The sequence below is a fragment of the Actinomadura oligospora ATCC 43269 genome (assembly GCF_000518265.1).
Taxonomy (GTDB): domain Bacteria; phylum Actinomycetota; class Actinomycetes; order Streptosporangiales; family Streptosporangiaceae; genus Spirillospora; species Spirillospora oligospora.
In genome coordinates this window covers 299700-317046 of sequence record NZ_JADG01000004.1, presented here as the reverse complement: position 1 = coordinate 317046, position 17347 = coordinate 299700, and the positions used below count along the sequence as shown (strand labels likewise).

Genomic DNA, 17347 nt, shown 5'->3' with positions numbered 1-17347 from the left:
TCTGGGTGGCGGCTGCCATCAGCCGTTGTGTTCGCGGTCGTAGGCGGCCTGGGCGGCGGCGACCGTGCTGCCGTGTCGCTTGGCCCAGTCGGTGAGCTCCAGCAGCGACGTGTGGAGCTCTTGGGCCATTTCCGTCAGCGTGTACTCGACCTTGGGCGGAACGACCGGATGGACGGTGCGTACGAGCAAGCCGTCCCGCTCCAGCTTGCGCAGCTTGAGCGTGAGCATCCGCCTGCTGATCCCTCTGATCGAACGTTCCAGCTCCGTGAACCGAACCGGACCCTGCGCAGCGGCTACCAGGATGCCGATACTCCACTTCCCGGAGACGTGATCGAGGACCTCCGAGACCGGGCACGCCTCGCTGGCCAGGGCTGACACATCGATGTGACTCTGGGACATGAAAGTGCCTTCTTCCGCCGGACCCGATAGTCACCAATCATGTACTCCGTATCAAATCGTGCACCAACCCGGAAGGCCGCTCGATGCTTCAGGAACTCACGGACCGCGCCGCGATCGTGGACGCCGTCATCGCGTACGCGACGGCCCTGGACACCAGGGACTGGGAGACGCTGGGCGCGCTGTTCACCGACGACGCCTGCTGGGAGTACGGCGGTTCGGGAGAACGACTCTGCGGGCCTGACGCGATCGTTGCCAGGATCAGCACCAGCCTGGAGCGATTCGACGCCACCCATCACCTGAACGGCAACCATGTCGCCGCAGTGCACGGTGACGAGGCCGAGCACACGTGCTACTACCAAGCCCAGCATGTCCGCCATGGCCTGCCCGATGGCGAGAAGTTCCTTGGCGGGGGTCGCTACGACGACCGGCTGCGCCGCACCCCGGACGGCTGGCGGTTCACACACCGCAGGATCACCAACGTCTGGAGTGAGGGAAACCCCGCCGTGATCACATCCTGACGGCAGGCCAGAATCGAGCGGCCGGTCGCGGCCGCGCAACGGAAGCCTGGGAAGGCTGCCGCCCCACGCCAGAAGCCAACCCGGCGCACCGCGCACCCTCCTGAAGATCCACATGTGCGGAAAACGGGGCTAGCGGCTGAGCCGAAGCAGGGTGGTTGCCACCGAGGCAGGCTTCCTGTCGCTGCAGCTCTACTGTTGCTCGATGATCAACCTTCAGGTCCGGGGCGACAGGCCCGACGTCCTCGCCAGCAGCGAACACGGCCTTCCGTGGTGCGACGTGTTGGCCGACCTCGACCGAGCTCAGTTTCCGATGTTCGGCCACCTGATCCCCTACGGCGACACGATCTTCAATCATCGCCAGATCGAAACGCTGCTGGACGAACTGCCCCGACTCCCAGCGGGGCTGGTCACTGACGCCTTCGCCGAAGCGCTCCGCGAGCTGTGCAGCTTCGCCCAAGAGGCACCGCACCGGTATCTGTGGTTCGTCGGGGACTGACACACCTGGAACCGGCGGCGACCGCTTTCGATCGGCCTGCCGCGCTGGTGATAGGTCGCTCGCTGATTTGGTGACAACCACTGCGCCTCGACACCCCCGGAGACCCAGGTCAGCAGTGGCTTGCGGTGACCGTATCGCGCTTCGGCTCAGCTGCGTGGTCGGCGTGCTTGGGCGAGTGCGGGTGAGCTGGTCCATGTCAGTCCTGGTCTCGGGAGGGGAGGAGGGGGATTGCGGCCGTGCGGCGGCCGAAGGCCCAGTCGAGCATGCGGGTGGCGTCGGTGAAGCGGGTCGCGGAGGTCGGTTCGCCGAGGACGACGCCGTAGGCGGTTCGCCTGCCGCGTCTGGCGCTGAAGAGGAGGCAGTATCCGGCGGTGTCGGTGTAGCCGGTCTTGATGCCGCGCGCGCCACGGTAGGCGCCCAGCAGCCGGTTGGTGTTCGTCCAGGTGTAGGCGGCGTGGTTCCCCGTCTTGGGGAGATGGTAGGTGCGGGTCGCGACGACGCGGCGGACGGTCGGGTCGGCGAGGGCCCGGCGGGCGAGGACGACCAGGTCGCGCGGGGTGCTGGAGTCGGCCGTCCGGGACGGCCAGGGGAGGCCGTCGAAGTTGTCGAAGCGGGTGTCGTCCATACCGAGGCTCCTGGCGGTGGCGTTCATCGTGGCGACGAACCTCTGCCAGGTGCCGCTGTGGGACTCGACCAGGGCGTAGGCGGCGTCCGAGCCGGACGGCAGGAGCATCGCGTACAGGAGCTGGCGCGCGGTGAGCCGGTCGCCGACGTGGAGACCGGCCATGCTCGCGTCGTTGTGGAGGCCGTAGGCGCGGTACTTGCGCCTGATGGCGATCGTCCGGTCGAGGTGGCCCGCGCGGACGACGACCAGGGCGGTCATCAGCTTGGTGATGCTGGCGATCGGACGGGCGGCGTCCGCGCCGCGGCCCCAGGTGGTCCTTCCGACGGACAGGTAGGCGGCCTTCGCGTGCAGGCCGGACAGTCCCGAGGTCCGGAGGGCGGGGCGGGGAGGCTCCGCGGCCGACGGCGCGGCCGTTATGAGGGGGATCGTGAGGGTCGTGCCCATCAGGAGTCCTGCGCGTCGCATCAGCGGCCCCGTTTCGCTCGTCCGACGAAAGCCCATGCAGCTTCGCGGCGCGGGCCGAGCGTCCGCAAGCGGTTCGGCCGAAACATGGGGAGGCCCCCTGCGCCTCGGGCGGTGCAGGGGGCCGGGGAGCCGGGAGGCTACGTCAGTCGACGTTCGCGCCGGCCGGGACCGGCGGGACGACCCAGACGTCGGCGGTGCGGACGCCGAAGCCCCAGTTGAGCATCTTCGCGGCGTCGGTGAAGCGCGCGGCCTCGACGGTCTTGGAGCTGTCCATGACCACGCCGATCAGCGTCTTCCTGCCGCGAACGGCCTCGAACATCAGCGAGTAGCCGGCCGCGTTGGTGTGGCCGGTCTTGATGCCGACCGCGCCCTTGTACGCGCCCCTGCCGGAGCCGAGCAGCCGGTTGGTGTTCCACACGCTGTAGGCGTGGTGCGAACCGGTCGCGCCCAGGTAGTAGCGCGGCTGCTTCACGATCGAGCGGAACGTGGAGTTCTTCATCGTGGCGTAGCCGAGCCGGGTCAGGTCGTACGCCGTGGAGTACGTCGACTTCTCCGACGGCCAGTTGAGACCGTCGAAGTTGGCGTAATGGGTGTTCTTCATGCCGAGCTTGCGCGCGTTGGCGTTCATCTTGGCGACGAAGCTCTTCCAGCCCGGTCCGACGGTGTCGGCGAGCACGTACGCGGCGTCGCAGCCGGACGGAACCATCATCAGGTTCAGCAGCTGCCGGACGGTCAGCTTGTCGCCGACGCGGATCCCGGCGCGGCTGGCGTCCGTGTACTTCTTGGTCACGTACTCGACGTGCTTGCGCTGGACGGTGATGACCTTGTCCAGGCTCACCTTGCTGTTCAGCACCGTGTAGGCGGTCATGACCTTGGTCATGGAGCCGATCGGGCGCTTGGTCTTGTCCGCGCGCGCCCAGCGGGCCTTCTTCGCGGACACGTCGTACAGGTAGGCGGACTTCGCGCCCACCCCGGCCGGGCCTGCGGCGGCCCAGACGTCGGTGTCCGCGTGCGGCGCGGCGGCCGGAGCCGCGTTGGCGGCGGTCCCGGCGACCGCGAGCAGCGGCGCGGCGGTGAGGGCCGCGACCGCGCAGCGCACGGCCAGTCGTGCGGAAGCCTTCATGGGTTCCCCGTTCTGCAGTTCGCCCCATAGGTCACTGATGTCCCATGGGTCCGAGAGGAGACTGCCAGCGGAGGACGGCCGTCGCAATTGATCTTGATCGAAGCGTGAGGGTTGGCCGGGTTTCGGACGGACCGTGTGCCGTTTTTCGTCCTGAGTGACAAAGGGGGGTCATCCACCGGTGACAAACCGGGTTCGTCCCGCGGTGACAAGGCGGGGGCTCATCGGTCGAGGAGGGGGAGGCGGGTCCGGGCGGCGAGGGCGGCGACGCCGTACCAGACGCCGATCAGGCCCATGAGCCTGCGCAGGTCGGGGACCGGGCAGGTGACGGTGTGCTCGTCCACGCGCTCGGCGCCGGGGACGTCGGCGGCGGCCTCGGCCGCGGCGGGGAGCTGGAATCCGACGGTCAGGTCCAGCCGTTCGGGGATCGGGACGGGACGGAGCGCCGGGGCGTTCTTGACGGCCGCCGCCGCGCCCTCGCGGATGAGCGCCTGGGCCCGGAGCGGGTGCAGGCTGTTGGTGGCGGTGTGCCCCTCGGCGGTCTTCACCGGGGCGGTGACGACGCCGGGGAGGACGCGTTCGGCGAGCGCGCAGATCTGGTCGTCCCCGGTGACCAGCCCGACAGGGACGCCGTGCTCGGCCGCCAGCAGGGCGTTGACCTCGGCCTCCGACAACAGCCGGTCGTTCAGGCGCATCCAGGTGAACCAGGAGGAGAAGCTGTGGGCGAGCACGCCGGGACAGCCGCCCGGCGCGTGGTAGCCGACGAACAGCGCCACGCCGTGCCGTCCGTCCAGCCCGTGCGCCATGCACTGGGCCTTGGGTGAGCCGGTGACCAGGCGCGCCCGCTCGTCCAGCGCGTCCTGGAGGAGGTTGTCCATCGTGCCGTGGCTGTCGTTGACCACGACCGTGTCGGCCCCGGCGTCGAACGCGCCGGCGATCGCCGCGTTGGCCTCGGCGGTCATCAGCTCCTGGGAACGCGGGTAGCCGTGCCCGCCGCGCACGATCTGGTCCATCGTGGCGATGCCGGCGATGCCCTCCATGTCGACCGAGATGTAGACGTCCATGCGGCTCCCTTCGCGGTTTTCCCGTGAGTATCGGCGGACGGCGGCGTGGGGGCTTCGGAGCGCGCCACATGGATCGGCCGGGTTTTTCGTGCCGCCGCACGAATCGTGCCCGGGGGCGGGCTGCCTACCGTTCATCCACCCGGCGGCACCACGCCGCCCGGACGGAGGTGGCGAGGGTGACCCCACGGGAACTCCAGGCGCGGCTGGCCGAGGCGGCCGGACGGCACGACATCCCCGGCGCGGTCCTGGCGGTCCGGCGCGGGGCGGACGTCGTGGAGGCCGCGTACGGCGTGCTGGACGTCGAGACCGGCTATCCGGCGACCGTCGACTCGGTCTTCCAGACCGGCTCGATCACCAAGGTCTGGACGGCGACGCTGATCATGCAGCTGGTCGACGAGGGCCTGGTGGCCCTGGACGCGCCGGTCGCCCGGTACCTGCCTGGGTTCCGCGTCGTGGACGAGGACGTGAGCGCGTCGGTCACCGTCCGGCAGCTGCTGTGCCACGTCGGCGGCTTCGAGGGCGACATCTTCGACGACCACGGGCCGGGCGACGACGCCGTCGAGCGGTTCGTTGCGGACCTGGCCGTCCGGGCCGGGCAGCTGTTCCCGCCGGGGGAGCGCTGGTCGTACTGCAACAGCGGGTACGTGGTGCTCGGGCGGATCGTCGAGGTGCTGACCGGGCAGACCTGGGAGGCGGCGCTGCGCGAGCGGATCGCCGTGCCGCTCGGCATGACCCACGTCGCGACCTCGCCCGCCGAGGCGATCCGGCACCGGGTCTCCATGGGACACCTGCCCGGCCCGGACGGCGCGCTGGTGAAGGCCCCGGCCTGGGCGATGCCGCGCACGACCGGAACGTGATGCCGGGCATGCCCGGATACCCGGGAGCGTTGCCGCAGTTCACCGGCGGCGACGCGGGCGAGCTGCTCTTCTGCGCCCGCGACCGTGGCGTCACCCGCCTGTACCGCCTGGACGGCGCGGAGATCACCGAGGTCCCGCTGCCCACCGGGACCGGCGTCGCGAGATGCTCGGTCGCGCCCAAGGCGGGCCGGGCGGCGCTGCTGGTCGCCGACGCGGCCCGCTTCGCCGAGATCGAGCTGCTCGACCTCGGCACCGGCCGCGTCACACCGCTGACCCGGCACACCGCCGGGTCCCTGCCGGACGTGGCCCTGCCGCGGAGCGCCGAGCGCGAGTTCACGATCTCCGACGGCACCCGCGTCCACGGGTTCCTGATCCGCGACCCGGACGCGCCCGCCGGCGGCCCCCCGCTGGTGGACGTGCACGGCGGCCCGCACAACGCCTGGGCCCCGCACGCCGACTCCGTCCACCTCTACCAGCACGAACTCGTCGCGCGCGGCTGGACGGTCCTGACGCTCAACATCCGCGGCAGCGACGGGTACGGCGAGGCGTTCTACACCGCCGCGCTCGGCGCGTGGGGCGAGGCCGACGAGCGGGACGTCCTGGAGCCCGTCCAGACCCTGATCGACGAGGGCCTCGCCGACCCCGGACGCGTCGCGCTGACCGGGTACAGCTACGGCGGCTACCTCACCTGCTGGCTGTCGGCGCGCAGCCAGGTGTTCCGCGCGGCCGTTCCCGGCGGCGTCGTCACCGACCTGGTCTCGATGGCCGGGACGTCCGACGAGGGCGAGGCCCTGACCGGCCTGGAGATCGGCCCGCGCGACCGGCTCGTCGCGCTGTCGCCGCTGACCCACGCCGACGGGGTGCGCGTCCCGACCCTGATCCTGCACGGCGACGCCGACGACCGCTGCCCGGTCGGGCAGGCCGAGCAGTGGTTCCACGCGCTGCGCTCGCGCGGCGTCCCGGTCCGCCTCGTCCGGTATCCGGGCGGCGACCACATGTTCCCGCTCACCGGACGGCCCTCGCACCGGGCCGACTACTCCCGCCGCCTCGTCGGCTGGGTCACCGAACACCTGGGAGTCGACCATGACTGACACCGCCCCCGCCCCCGCAACCCCCACCCCCGCAACCTCCACCACGGGCCCGCTGGACGCCGCGCACTGGGCCGAGCGGCTGGCCGTCCTGGCCGCCCGGCACGGCGTGCCCGGCGCGGGCCTCGGCATCCTGGCGGACGGCGAGATCGCCGAGGCCGCCACCGGCCTGGCGAACGCCGGCGCGCGGATCGAGGCCACCACCGACACGCTGTGGCAGATCGGCTCGATCTCCAAGGTCTGGACGGCCACGGTCGCGATGACGCTCGTCGACGAGGGCCTCCTGGACCTGGACGCCCCGGTCGCCTCGGCGCTGCCCGGCCTGCGGCTCGGCACGCCGGAGCTGACCGAGCGGGTCACCCTGCGCCACCTGCTCTCCCACACCAGCGGGATCGACGGCGACTTCTTCCTCGACACCGGACGCGGCGACGACTGCCTGGAGCGCTACGCCGAACGCCTCGCCGACGCCGCCGCCAACCACCCGGTCGGCGCGACGATGTCCTACTGCAACGCCGGTTTCACCCTGACGGGCCGCGTCCTCGAACACGTCACCGGCGTGCAGTGGGACCGGCTGATGCGCGAGCGCCTCTACGAGCCGCTCGGCCTCACCCACACCGCGACGATCCCCGAAGACGTCCTGCGCCACCGCGCCGCCGCGGGCCACGTCGGCGACCCCCCGGCCGTCGCGCCGCACTGGACGCTGATGCGCTCGGCGGGACCGGCGGGCCTGATCTGCTCCACGCCCCGCGACGTCCTGGCCTTCGCCCGCCTCCACCTCGGCGACGGTCTCGCCCCGGACGGGACGCGCCTGCTGTCGGCGGGCGCCGCCCGGGAGATGCGCGAGCGCCAGGTCGCGATGCCCGACACCCGCACCCTCGGGGACGCGTGGGGGCTGGGCTGGATCCTCATGGAGTGGTCGGGACGCCGCCTGTACGGCCACGACGGCAACACGATCGGCCAGAGCGCCTTCCTGCGGATCCTGCCGGACGCCGGGATCGCGGTCTGCCTGCTCACCAACGGCGGCGACGCCTCGAGCCTCTACCAGGACCTCTACGGTGAGATCTTCGCCGAGCTCGCCGACGTCGAGGTGTCCGGGCTGCCCGAACCGTCCTCCGAGCCCGTCCCGGACGACCTGTCCCGCTACGTCGGCGTGTACGAGCGCGCCTCCACCCGTATGGAGGTGTTTGAACGCGACGGCGGCCTCGTTCTGCGCTCCATGGTGACCGGGGAGCTGGCCGAGATGCTCCCCGAGGAGGAGCGGCTGCGGGAGGAGCCGCTGCGGGCCCTGGAGCCCGGCGTCTTCGTCGTCCGGCGGCCCGGCACGGACCACTGGTGGCCGGTGACCTTCTACACCCTCGCCGACGGCTCGCCGTACGTCCACCACGGTGTCCGTGCGACGCCCAAGGTCGGCTGACGTGCCCGATCTGCTTATGGCGGCCAGCGCCCGGACGTCCGGGATGGTCGCCGACATCGGGGAACTGGTGCGGGCCGAGTCGCCGACCGCGGACGTGGCGGCCGTGCGCCGCTGCGCCGAGAAGGTGGCCGGGCTCGGCTCGCGCCTGACCGGCACGCACCCCGAACGGCTCGAATCGGGCGGACGTCCGCACCTGCGCTGGCGGTTCGGCGCGGGCGACCGCGTGCTGCTGCTCGGCCACTTCGACACCGTCTGGCCGGTCGGCGCGCTGGCCACCCATCCGTTCGCCGTGACCGATGGGAGGATGACCGGCCCCGGCTGCTTCGACATGAAGGCGGGACTCGTCCAGATCTTCCACGCCCTGGCCCTCCTGGACGATCTGGACGGCGTTACCGTCCTGGCGACCAGCGACGAGGAGACCGGGTCGGGCACGTCCCGCGCGCTGGTCGAGTCCGAGGCGCGCCGCGTCGGGGCCGTCCTGGTGCTGGAGGCCGGTGAGGACGGCGCGCTGAAGACCGCGCGCAAGGGGGTGTCCACCTACGACCTGCGGATCGGCGGGAAGGCGGCGCACGCGGGCCTCGAACCGCACCGGGGCGTGAACGCCGCGGTCGAGCTCGCCCACCAGATCCAGGCCGTCGCGGCGCTCGGCGACCCGGCGGCGGGCACCTCGGTGACGCCGACGGTGGCCTCCGCCGGGACGACCCGCAACACCGTCCCGGACGCGGCGGAACTGCTCGTGGACGTCCGCGCCACGACGACCGCCGAACAGGTCCGGGTGGACGCCGCCGTGCGCGCGCTGCGTCCCGCCCTGCCCGGAGCGCGACTCGAGGTGACCGGCGGACCCGACCGTGCGCCCCTCCAGGAGGCGTCGTCGGCGGGCTTGTTCGCCCTGGCCTCGCGGCTGTACGGCGAGCTCGGCCTCGGCACGCTGAAGGGCGTGGCCGTCGGCGGCGGCTCCGACGGGAACCTCACCGCCGGGGTCGGCACGCCCACGCTGGACGGCCTCGGCGCGGTCGGCGGCGGCGCGCACGCCGACCACGAGCACGTGATCGTCGCGGAGCTGCCGCGCCGGACCGCGCTCCTCGCGGCGCTCGTCCGCGAACTGACCGCCCGTCCGTCCGACCCCGAACGGCACGCACACAGCGGGGCCGACACAGCCGCCCGGACAACAGATCACGCAGGGGAGACGGCGTGACCGCCCCGACGACACTGGACGAGGAACCGACGATGGCCGACCAGCCCGAAACAGCCGAACCCGGAGCGGACAAGGAGGTCTCCGAAGCACTGCGCCGGGCCGCGCGGCGCTCCGCCGACAGGGCCGCCCAGGCTGCCGGGGTCCAGGTCAGGGAGCTGGCCGAGCTTCCCGACCTGGCTCAGGCGGCGGCGCTGATCGACCGCGTGTGGCGTCCCCCGGCCGGGAACCCGCTCATCACGCCCGAACTCATGCGCGTGATCGGGCACGCGGGCGGCTACGTCGTCGGCGCGTACGCCGGCGACCGCATGGTCGCGGCCTGCGTCGGGCTGCTGGCCGCCGAGGGCCTGCACTCCCACATCGCCGGAGTCGAAGGGCACGCCCGGGGGCGCAGCGCCGGGTACGCGCTCAAACTGCACCAGCGTGGCTGGGCTCTGGGCCGCGGGATCACCACGGTGAGCTGGACGTTCGACCCGCTGATCAGCCGCAACGCCTACTTCAACCTGGCGAAGCTCGGCGCGGTGCCGGTCGAGTACCTGCCGGACTTCTACGGCGCGATGCAGGACGAGGTGAACGCGGGCGAGGAGACCGACCGCGTGCTCGTCCACTGGAGCCTCACCGGAGAGCGTGTCGCCGCCGCCTGCGAGGGCCGTCCACACGTGGCCGACGCGGGGCCGCGTCCGGTGGTGGGGCTTGATGCCAAGCCCGACGGCCGTCCGGTGGAAGGACGGCTCGACGGCGCGACCGTCCTGGTCCGGATCCCGCGTGACATGGAGGCGATGCGGGCCTCCGACCCCGCCGTCGCCCGGGAGTGGCGGCACGCCGTCCGCGACGTCCTTGGCGGCCTGATGGCCGACGGCGCAGCCGTCACCGGCTTCCCCCGGGACGGCTGGTACGTGATCGACAACGAAGGAAGGACCCGTTCATGAAGCTCGCCGGAGTGGAGCTGCGCCGGATCGCGATGCCGCTGGTCTCGCCGTTCCGCACCTCGTTCGGCACCCAGACCTCCAGGGAACTCCTGCTGGTCAGGGTCGAGACCGGCGAGGGCGAGGGCTGGGGCGAGTGCGTCACCATGGAGGACCCGGTCTACTCCTCCGAGTACACCGATGGCGCGGTCGACGTGCTCCGCGGCCACCTCATCCCCGCCCTCACGGCCCGCACCGACCTCGACCCGTGGCGCGTCGCGCCCGCGCTCGCCCACGTCAAGGGCCACCGCATGGCCAAGGGCGCCCTGGAGGCGGCCGTCCTGGACGCCTGGCTCCGCGCGCGGTCGGTGTCCTTCGGCTCCTGGCTCGGCGCCACCGCCGACCGCGTCCCGGCGGGCGTCTCGGTCGGCATCATGGACTCGATCCCCGCGCTGCTCGACGCCGTCGAGGGTTACCTCGCCGAGGGATACCGGCGGATCAAGCTCAAGATCGAACCGGGCTGGGACGTCGAGCCCGTCGCCGCCGTCCGCGAGCGGTTCGGCGACGCGGTGCCGCTCCAGGTCGACGCCAACACCGCCTACACCGTGGGCGACGCCGCCCACCTGGCCCGCCTGGACGAGTTCGGGCTCCTGCTCATCGAGCAGCCCCTGGACGAGGAGGACCTGCGCGGCCACGCCCGCCTCGCCGCCACCGTCGGCACCCCGATCTGCCTGGACGAGTCGATCGTGTCCGCCCGCGCGGCGGCGGACGCCATCGCGCTCGGCGCCTGCTCGATCGTCAACGTCAAGCCCGGACGCGTCGGCGGCTACCTGGAGGCCCGCCGCATCCACGACGTCTGCGCGGCGCACGGGGTCCCGGTGTGGTGCGGCGGGATGCTGGAGACCGGACTCGGCCGCGCCGCCAACGTCGCTCTGGCCGCGCTCCCCGGCTTCACCCTGCCCGGCGACACCTCGGCGTCCGGCCGCTACTACCGCACCGACATCACCGAGCCCTTCGTCCTGGAGGACGGCCACCTGCGCGTCCCGACGGGCCCGGGCCTCGGCGTCGACCCCGACCCCGAGCGGCTCGCCGAGGTCACCGTCTCCAGCGAATGGATCGCCGGGGGAGCGTCCACATGACCGGGCCCGCCGCGGGCGCGCCGCGATCGCCTACCTTGACGGCATGAGCGCTCCGCCCGCCCCCGTCCTCGGCCGCATCCTCGCCGACCTGGGATCCACCCTGGTCGAGGTCGCGGCCGGAGACCCGGACCCGGCGCGCCCGGTCGCCGGGGTCCTGATCCACGACCCCCACGACGAGCCCGCCCGCCTCCCCGGCGCGGTGGTCCTGGGCGTCGGCGTCCACGGCCCCGGGCCGGTCGCCGAACTCGTCGCGCGGGCCGCCGACCTGGACGCCGCCGCGATCATCGTCCGCTCGCCGGTCGCCGTCGACGCCGCCGTCCGCGACGCCGCCGCCCGCACCGGCGTCGCCGTCCTCGGCCTCACCCCCGGCGCGTCCTGGGCGCAGGTCGCCGCCATGCTCAGGTCGCTGCTCGCCGTGGACGAGATCGGCGTGGACGACCCCGGGCCGTCCGACGACCACGACGGGCCGCCCGCCACCGACCTGTTCGCCCTGGCCAACGCCATCGCCGCGCTTCTCGACGGCCCCGCCACCGTCGAGGACCGCAGCGGGCGGGTCCTCGCCTTCTCCAGCCGCCAGGACGAGGGCGACCAGGCCCGCATCGCCACGATCCTCGACCGCCAGGTGCCCGCCGACAAGCTCCGCGCCCTCGAGGAGCGTGGAGCGTTCCACGCCCTCTACCGCAGCGACCGTCCCGTCTACGTCGAAGGCATCGCCGAGAAGCCCCGCGTCGCCATCGCCGTCCGCGCGGGCGGGGAGATCCTCGGATCGATCTGGGTCGTCGTCGACCGGCCGCTCACCCCCGACCGCGAGCGCTCCCTCGCCGAGGCGGCCCGCGTCGTCGCCCTGCACCTGCTGCGCCGCCGCGCGGGCCAGGACGTCGAACGCCGCCTGCGCGCCGACCTGCTCGCGACCGTCCTGGAGGGCGGCGCGAACGCCTCCGAGGCCGCCGCGCGCCTCGGCCTGACCGCGCAGCCCGCCTGCGTCCTCGCCCTCGCGGTCACGGGGGAGTCGCCCGCGGCCGACCGGGTCGCCGCGGGCGAACGCGTCTCCGACGCCCTCGCCCTCCACCTGGCCGCCATCCACCCGCGCACCGCCACCGCCTCACTGGGCGGCGTCACCTACGCGATCCTGCCCACCGCGACCGACGAGCCCGCCCTCCGCGTCGCCGACGCCTTCCTCACCCGCGTCGGCGCCCGCGTCCCGGCCGTCATCGGGATCGGACGGGTCGCCGCCCGCCCCGCGCACCTGCCCCGCTCCCGCCACGACGCCGACCGCGCCCTGCGCGTCCTGCGCCAGGGACGCGCCCGCGCCCGCGCCGCCCGCCTCACCGACGTCCACGTCGCGTCCCTCATGGCGGACCTGGCCGACCGCATGGCCGACGAGGACGACGTCCCCGACGGCCCGGTCGTCCGCCTCCGCGCCTACGACGCCGAACACCACACCGCCCTCACCGGGACGCTCGCCGCCTGGCTCGACACCTTCGGCGACGTCCCCGCCGCCGCCGCGGCCGTCCACGTCCACCCCAACACCTTCCGCTACCGCCTCAAACGCCTCACCGAGGTCTCCGGCCTGGACCTCACCGACGCCGACGCCCGCTTCGAGGCCATGCTCCAACTCCGCCTGACGCCCCCGTCCCCGTGACGCGGCGTCCGGTTCAGGCGGTGGCGAGGGCGAAGGCGCCCGCGCCGACGAGGGCGACGGCCCAGACGCGGTCCAGGTCGAGCCAGGCACGCCGCAGGACGGTCAGCCCGAGCACGTCGTAGACCAGCAGCGCGATGATCCCCGCCGTGACGAACATGGCGAGGGTGTGGACACCGGTCACGAAGACGGCCGCGGACACCGCGCTACCCGCCGCGTGACCCATTCCGTGCGCGTGCGCGCCGGTCAGGCCGCCACCGCCCGAGCCGGACGCCGTGATGACCGGAAGCAGCATGAGCCCGGCGCCGTGCGCCGACGACATCAGGAACGACCAGCCCACGAGCTGCCGCAGCGACAGGCGCATCCCGACCCACCGGAAGTGTCGCCTGGACAGCAGCCGCCACAGGCCGAACCCGACCAGCGCCACGCCGCCCACGAGCGCGACGGCCTGCGCCGCGACGACCGACCGGGTGAGCGTGACGAGCAGCGCGACGGCCCCGACGGACGCCGCGTGCCCGGCGGCGATGGCGGGCAGCGCCTCCAGGACGCGCGTCCGGCTGCGTTCCTGGAGGCCGCGCGCCACCGCGAACAGCCAGCCCATGGCGGGGTTCAGACCGTGGAACGCCCCGAGGACGACCAGCGCCGCCAGCGATCCGTCCGTCACCGGGTCACGGGTAGCAGTAGGAGTCGGACGAGGCGTCGCCGCCCTGGAGCCGGGTCTGGTGGACGCGCAGCCCGCCGAAGTCGTCGCCGTTCGGGAAGAACCGCGGGTCGAAGCCGAACCCGGCGTCGGACGAGTCCAGCTTGGCCATCCACGCGCCGACGCCGTCCGGGTAGAACTGGTCGTCCCAGGACCGGTACAGGGAGTTCGTCACGTAGACGCGGCGGCCGTCGCGGCTGACCTCGACCATCTGCGGGCCGCCGGACAGCGGGACGTCCGGCGCGGCGGGATGCGGCGTGCGGTTCACGATGCCGCCGATCCGCACCGACCCGGCCTCGACAGGGTGGAACGGGTCGGACACGTCGTACCGCTTCAGCTCGCCGGTGCCCCAGCAGGACACGTACAGCCAGCGGTCGTCCACCGACAGGTCGATGTCGGTGACCAGCGGCGGGACGGCCCCGAAAGGCTGGATCACCGGAGGCAGCGCGTCGGCGGACGCGGGCTCGGCCGGAATGGTGATGACCTTGGTGGCCGTCCAGGGGCCGTCCTTCGAGCCGTTCTCGCGATGCCAGACCCAGATGGACGACGACAGGTCCTCGACGCTGACCACGGTGTTCACGAACCCGTACTGCTTGGTCGGGTCGTGCGCGGGACGCAGTTCGAGCGCCATCTGGTGCTGGTCGCCGAGGTCGACCCGCTGGACGTGGCGGCGCTTGCGCATGTCCCAGAAGTGGAGCGCGTGGCCGTACTTGCGGCCGAGGAGCAGTTCGCCGACCACGCCGTCCTCGATCATGGACGGCGTGCCCCACTCGGACGTCACCAGCACGTCGTGCGCGATGTGCCACCAGGCGTCGTAGGCGAGGTGCTGCGGCCCCCGGTCGACCTCCCAGCGTCCGAGCACGTCGAACGAGTCATGGTCGAGCAGCGCGATCCCGCCCGGCCCGTCGTCTCCCACCCGACCAACCGACCCCGACCGACCTCCCGGCCCGTTCGCCCCTCCGAGGGACGCGACGTAGAGGCCCTCGGGACCGCAGTGGACGGTGTGGGGCCGCGAGTACCCGGCGCGCTTGGCCAGCTCGTCCGGCTCGAGGATCTTGGCGATCTCGGGCGCGGTCGGGTTCTTCTTGACGTCGACGAAGTACATCCGGGACGACCGCAGGCCCGGGACGACCAGGTAGCGGCGTTCGACGTGCGGGTGCGGCGCGTACGGGCACAGGGCGCTGCTGCAGGCGTTCCACCCCATGTGGTGCAGTTCGTCCCCGGTGTGGGGCAGGTCCGTGCGTCCGACGACCGTCCCGTAGGCGGCGGAGTCGGGATCGGCGTCGAGGACCAGGACGGCGTCCGGGCCCTGCGAGGTCGGGTCGAACGCCGCCACGTAGGCGAGCTTCTCGGGAGGGGCCGAGACGGCGTCGCGCGGGGAGGCGTAGAAGGTGGGGTCCGGCTTCCACAGCGGCATGGCGGCTCCTCAGCGGGGTCCCCCCGATCCTCGCGCGACCCGCCACGTTCGCCAAGGGCCGGTTCAGGTCACTGTCACCGGGTGGCGCACGACCGCGCCGAACAGGTAACCGTTGTCGTTGTGGGGCTCGGTGCCCGGCTGGGTGTGGCCGGTGTCGTCGGTGGCGCGGGCGAGCAGCTCGTACTTCCCGGGCGCGGGCGGACGCCATGGCAGGGACCAGAGCACCCACGCGTCGGAGCTGTCGTTCAGCTGGGCGGGCTGCCAGTTCTCGCCGCCGTCGGTGCTGACCTCGACGCGGACGACGCGTCCGGTGCCGGACCAGGACCGTCCGGTGAGCGTGACCTCGTGCCCGGCCGCGCCGTCGAGCGTGGCGGGGAGCGGGAGTTCGAACGCGCTCTTGACGTTCATCGTGGTGAGCGGCTCGCCGCCCTCGGGCGGGAACCCCGGCCCGAACATCCGGTAGTAGCGGGTGTTCCAGGGGGACGTCAGCTCGTGGTCGGCGACCTGGATGTCGCCGAGCCACTTGATGGACGCGATGCCGACCCAGTGCGGGACGACCAGCCGCGCCGGGAACCCGTGGTCGGGCGGCAGCGTCTCGCCGTTCATCTCGTAGGCGACCAGGACGTCGTCCAGGGCCTTCGCGATCGGCAGCGGACGCCGGACGCGGCCCATGTTGACGCCCTCGTCGACGTAGTCGGGGTCGAGGCCGCGCGGGAGCAGGTCGACGGCGGCGGGGGAGAGGCCCGCGCGGCGCAGGACGTCCGCGAGCGGCACGCCGCGCCAGGCCGCGACGCCGATCCCGCCGAGCGTCCAGGGCGTCCCGGTCACCCGCTCGTTCTGCTGGGTCTCGAAGAACGAACGGCCGGTTCCCGTGCATTCGATCGCGGTCGTGACCGTTCGAGCGCGCATGTTCAGCAGTTGTTCGTAGGTGAGCTCGAAGGGATCGTCCTCGGTGGGGGAGCCGTCCAGGCCGGTGCCCCACAGCCTGAGCCGCCACGTCCGCTCGTCGATCCGGGGCGTGACCACGTGGTTCCGCACGAAGAACCGGTCGGTGGGCGTCAGCCGTCCCTGCCCGGCCATGCCTTCCCAGCGCATCTCCGCGTTGGTGTCGCGGGGGATGAACAGCCTGGCGGGCAGGGGCTTCACGATTCCGGGAGCGGTGTCGTCCGCGTCGTTGCGCACCTGATCATTCAATCAGCACGCGCCCTCCGGGCGGCTTCCCACCTGGCCTTACGCCGTATCTGAGGCCGTTCGCGGCCCGCGCCGGACGGCCGGTCGGGCCTCGCCCGCCGGGCTCGTGGCCTCGCCCGCCGGGCTCGTGGCCCCGCCCGCCGGGCTCGTGGCCCGGCCCGCTGGGCATTGTGGCTTGGCCCGGTTGGGGGTGTGGCCTGGCGGATAGGCTGTGTGGCGTGGCGCACACCATCCCTCCGCCGCGCCCGGCCGGGGCCCTTCCGGCGTCGCCCGGCGCGCTCGCGGAGCTGCTCGACGAGCACGCCTACCTGTGCGACGACGGCCTCGCCACGGCGTGCTTCCTCGCGCTGCGCATGGGCCGTCCGCTGTTCCTGGAGGGCGAGGCCGGGGTCGGGAAGACCGAGCTGGCCAAGACCCTCGCGCGGGTGCTCGGCGCGCCGCTGATCAGGCTCCAGTGCTACGAGGGCCTGGACGCGTCCCAGGCCCTCTACGACTGGGACTTCCCGCGCCAGATCCTGCACCTGCGCGCGGCCGAGGCCGCCGGGGCGACCGACGCGGCCCGGCTCGAGGGTGAGCTGTACGATCGGCGGTTCCTGCTGGCCAGGCCGCTGCTGCGCGCGCTGGAGACCAGCCCGTCGGTCCTGCTGGTGGACGAGGTCGACCGCGCCGACGACGAGTTCGAGGCGTTCCTGCTGGAGGTGCTGAGCGACTTCACGATCTCGGTGCCCGAGCTCGGCACGATCCGCGCCGCGACCCCGCCCGTGGTGGTCGTGACGTCCAACCGCACCCGCGAGGTGCACGACGCGCTGAAGCGCCGCTGCCTCTACCACTGGCTGGAGCACCCGTCCTACGACCGCGAGGTCGCCATCATCCGCCGCCGCCTCCCGGACGCGGCGGGCCGCCTCGCCGGGCAGGTCGCCCGCGCCGCCGCCACCCTGCGCGCCGCCGACCTGCTGAAACCGCCCGGCGTCGCGGAGACCCTCGACTGGACCGAGGCGCTCGTCGCGCTCGGCGTCCGCGACCTGGACCCGGACTCCGCCGCGCTCACCCTCGGGGCCGTCCTGAAGTACCGGGAGGACCGCGACCGCGGCCTCGCCGCCCTGTTCGACGGGGGGTGA

The 17347-nt window shown here is 73.0% G+C and carries 17 protein-coding genes; 10 read left to right on the top strand and 7 right to left on the bottom strand.

Going from position 1 to position 17347, the window contains the following annotated elements:
• Positions 1-18 precede the first annotated feature (18 nt).
• A complete protein-coding gene (locus P696_RS0106000) occupies positions 19-399 on the bottom strand; it encodes a winged helix-turn-helix transcriptional regulator (protein WP_026411609.1) in 381 nt (126 codons plus the stop codon).
• A gap of 83 nt (positions 400-482) precedes the next feature.
• Between P696_RS0106000 and P696_RS0105995 the strand changes: the two genes are divergently transcribed.
• Together P696_RS0105995 and P696_RS0105990 are read left to right on the top strand one after the other, a co-directional pair.
• Complete coding sequence (locus P696_RS0105995) at positions 483-917, top strand: nuclear transport factor 2 family protein (RefSeq protein WP_026411608.1); 435 nt, start codon at positions 483-485, stop codon at positions 915-917.
• Positions 918-1119: 202 nt separating this feature from the next.
• Entirely contained in the window at positions 1120-1413 is a 294-nt protein-coding gene (locus P696_RS0105990) for a hypothetical protein (protein WP_026411607.1), read from the top strand.
• Positions 1414-1609: 196 nt separating this feature from the next.
• On the opposite strand, the gene P696_RS43615 is transcribed toward P696_RS0105990, so the two are convergent.
• The 3 genes from P696_RS43615 to P696_RS0105975 form a co-directional block, all read right to left on the bottom strand.
• Positions 1610-2482, bottom strand: a complete 873-nt coding sequence (locus tag P696_RS43615) for a D-alanyl-D-alanine carboxypeptidase family protein (RefSeq protein WP_245627526.1) — start codon at positions 2480-2482, stop codon at positions 1610-1612.
• A gap of 163 nt (positions 2483-2645) precedes the next feature.
• Positions 2646-3626 (bottom strand): D-alanyl-D-alanine carboxypeptidase family protein, encoded by a 981-nt coding sequence (locus P696_RS0105980; RefSeq protein ID WP_051466942.1) that lies wholly within the window; start codon positions 3624-3626, stop codon positions 2646-2648.
• Positions 3627-3844: 218 nt separating this feature from the next.
• Complete coding sequence (locus P696_RS0105975) at positions 3845-4687, bottom strand: M55 family metallopeptidase (protein WP_026411605.1); 843 nt, start codon at positions 4685-4687, stop codon at positions 3845-3847.
• A 176-nt stretch (positions 4688-4863) separates the two neighbouring features.
• On the opposite strand from P696_RS0105975, the gene P696_RS57325 reads away from it, so the two are divergent.
• From P696_RS57325 to P696_RS0105940, 7 genes are read left to right on the top strand one after another with little or no spacing between them, the layout of a single operon-like run.
• Complete coding sequence (locus P696_RS57325) at positions 4864-5544, top strand: serine hydrolase domain-containing protein (protein WP_051466940.1); 681 nt, start codon at positions 4864-4866, stop codon at positions 5542-5544.
• Between the two features lie 8 nt (positions 5545-5552).
• The gene (locus P696_RS57320; RefSeq protein WP_211245640.1) at positions 5553-6635 is read left to right on the top strand and encodes an alpha/beta hydrolase family protein; all 1083 of its coding nucleotides are present in this window, start codon (positions 5553-5555) and stop codon (positions 6633-6635) included.
• Complete coding sequence (locus P696_RS57315) at positions 6628-8046, top strand: serine hydrolase domain-containing protein (RefSeq protein ID WP_051466938.1); 1419 nt, start codon at positions 6628-6630, stop codon at positions 8044-8046. The genes P696_RS57320 and P696_RS57315 overlap by 8 nt, the downstream gene beginning before the upstream one ends.
• Before the next feature lies 1 nt (position 8047).
• Positions 8048-9241 carry a M20 family metallopeptidase gene (locus P696_RS0105955; RefSeq protein ID WP_245627525.1) on the top strand — a complete coding sequence of 398 codons (1194 nt, stop codon included), beginning with the start codon at positions 8048-8050 and terminating at the stop codon, positions 9239-9241.
• Positions 9238-10167, top strand: a complete 930-nt coding sequence (locus tag P696_RS0105950; protein ID WP_245627524.1) for a GNAT family N-acetyltransferase — start codon at positions 9238-9240, stop codon at positions 10165-10167. The genes P696_RS0105955 and P696_RS0105950 overlap by 4 nt, the downstream gene beginning before the upstream one ends.
• The gene (gene menC, locus P696_RS0105945) at positions 10164-11282 is read left to right on the top strand and encodes an o-succinylbenzoate synthase (RefSeq protein ID WP_026411600.1); all 1119 of its coding nucleotides are present in this window, start codon (positions 10164-10166) and stop codon (positions 11280-11282) included. The genes P696_RS0105950 and menC overlap by 4 nt, the downstream gene beginning before the upstream one ends.
• Positions 11283-11325: 43 nt before the next feature.
• Positions 11326-12924: a PucR family transcriptional regulator gene (locus P696_RS0105940; RefSeq protein WP_026411599.1), complete on the top strand. Its 1599-nt coding sequence runs from the start codon at positions 11326-11328 to the stop codon at positions 12922-12924.
• Positions 12925-12937: 13 nt separating this feature from the next.
• Here the strand turns inward: P696_RS0105940 and P696_RS0105935 are convergent, their stop codons facing one another.
• From P696_RS0105935 to P696_RS43605, 3 genes are all read right to left on the bottom strand, one after another.
• Positions 12938-13585, bottom strand: coding sequence for a hypothetical protein (locus tag P696_RS0105935; RefSeq protein ID WP_026411598.1), 648 nt, complete (start codon positions 13583-13585; stop codon positions 12938-12940).
• 4 nt (positions 13586-13589) lie between these two features.
• Positions 13590-15038 carry a selenium-binding protein SBP56-related protein gene (locus P696_RS0105930; RefSeq protein WP_026411597.1) on the bottom strand — a complete coding sequence of 483 codons (1449 nt, stop codon included), beginning with the start codon at positions 15036-15038 and terminating at the stop codon, positions 13590-13592.
• Between the two features lie 63 nt (positions 15039-15101).
• On the bottom strand, positions 15102-16220 hold the full coding sequence (locus P696_RS43605) for a sulfite oxidase (protein WP_051466936.1): 1119 nt from the start codon (positions 16218-16220) through the stop codon (positions 15102-15104).
• Between the two features lie 227 nt (positions 16221-16447).
• On the opposite strand from P696_RS43605, the gene P696_RS0105920 reads away from it, so the two are divergent.
• Complete coding sequence (locus P696_RS0105920) at positions 16448-17347, top strand: AAA family ATPase (RefSeq protein ID WP_245627523.1); 900 nt, start codon at positions 16448-16450, stop codon at positions 17345-17347.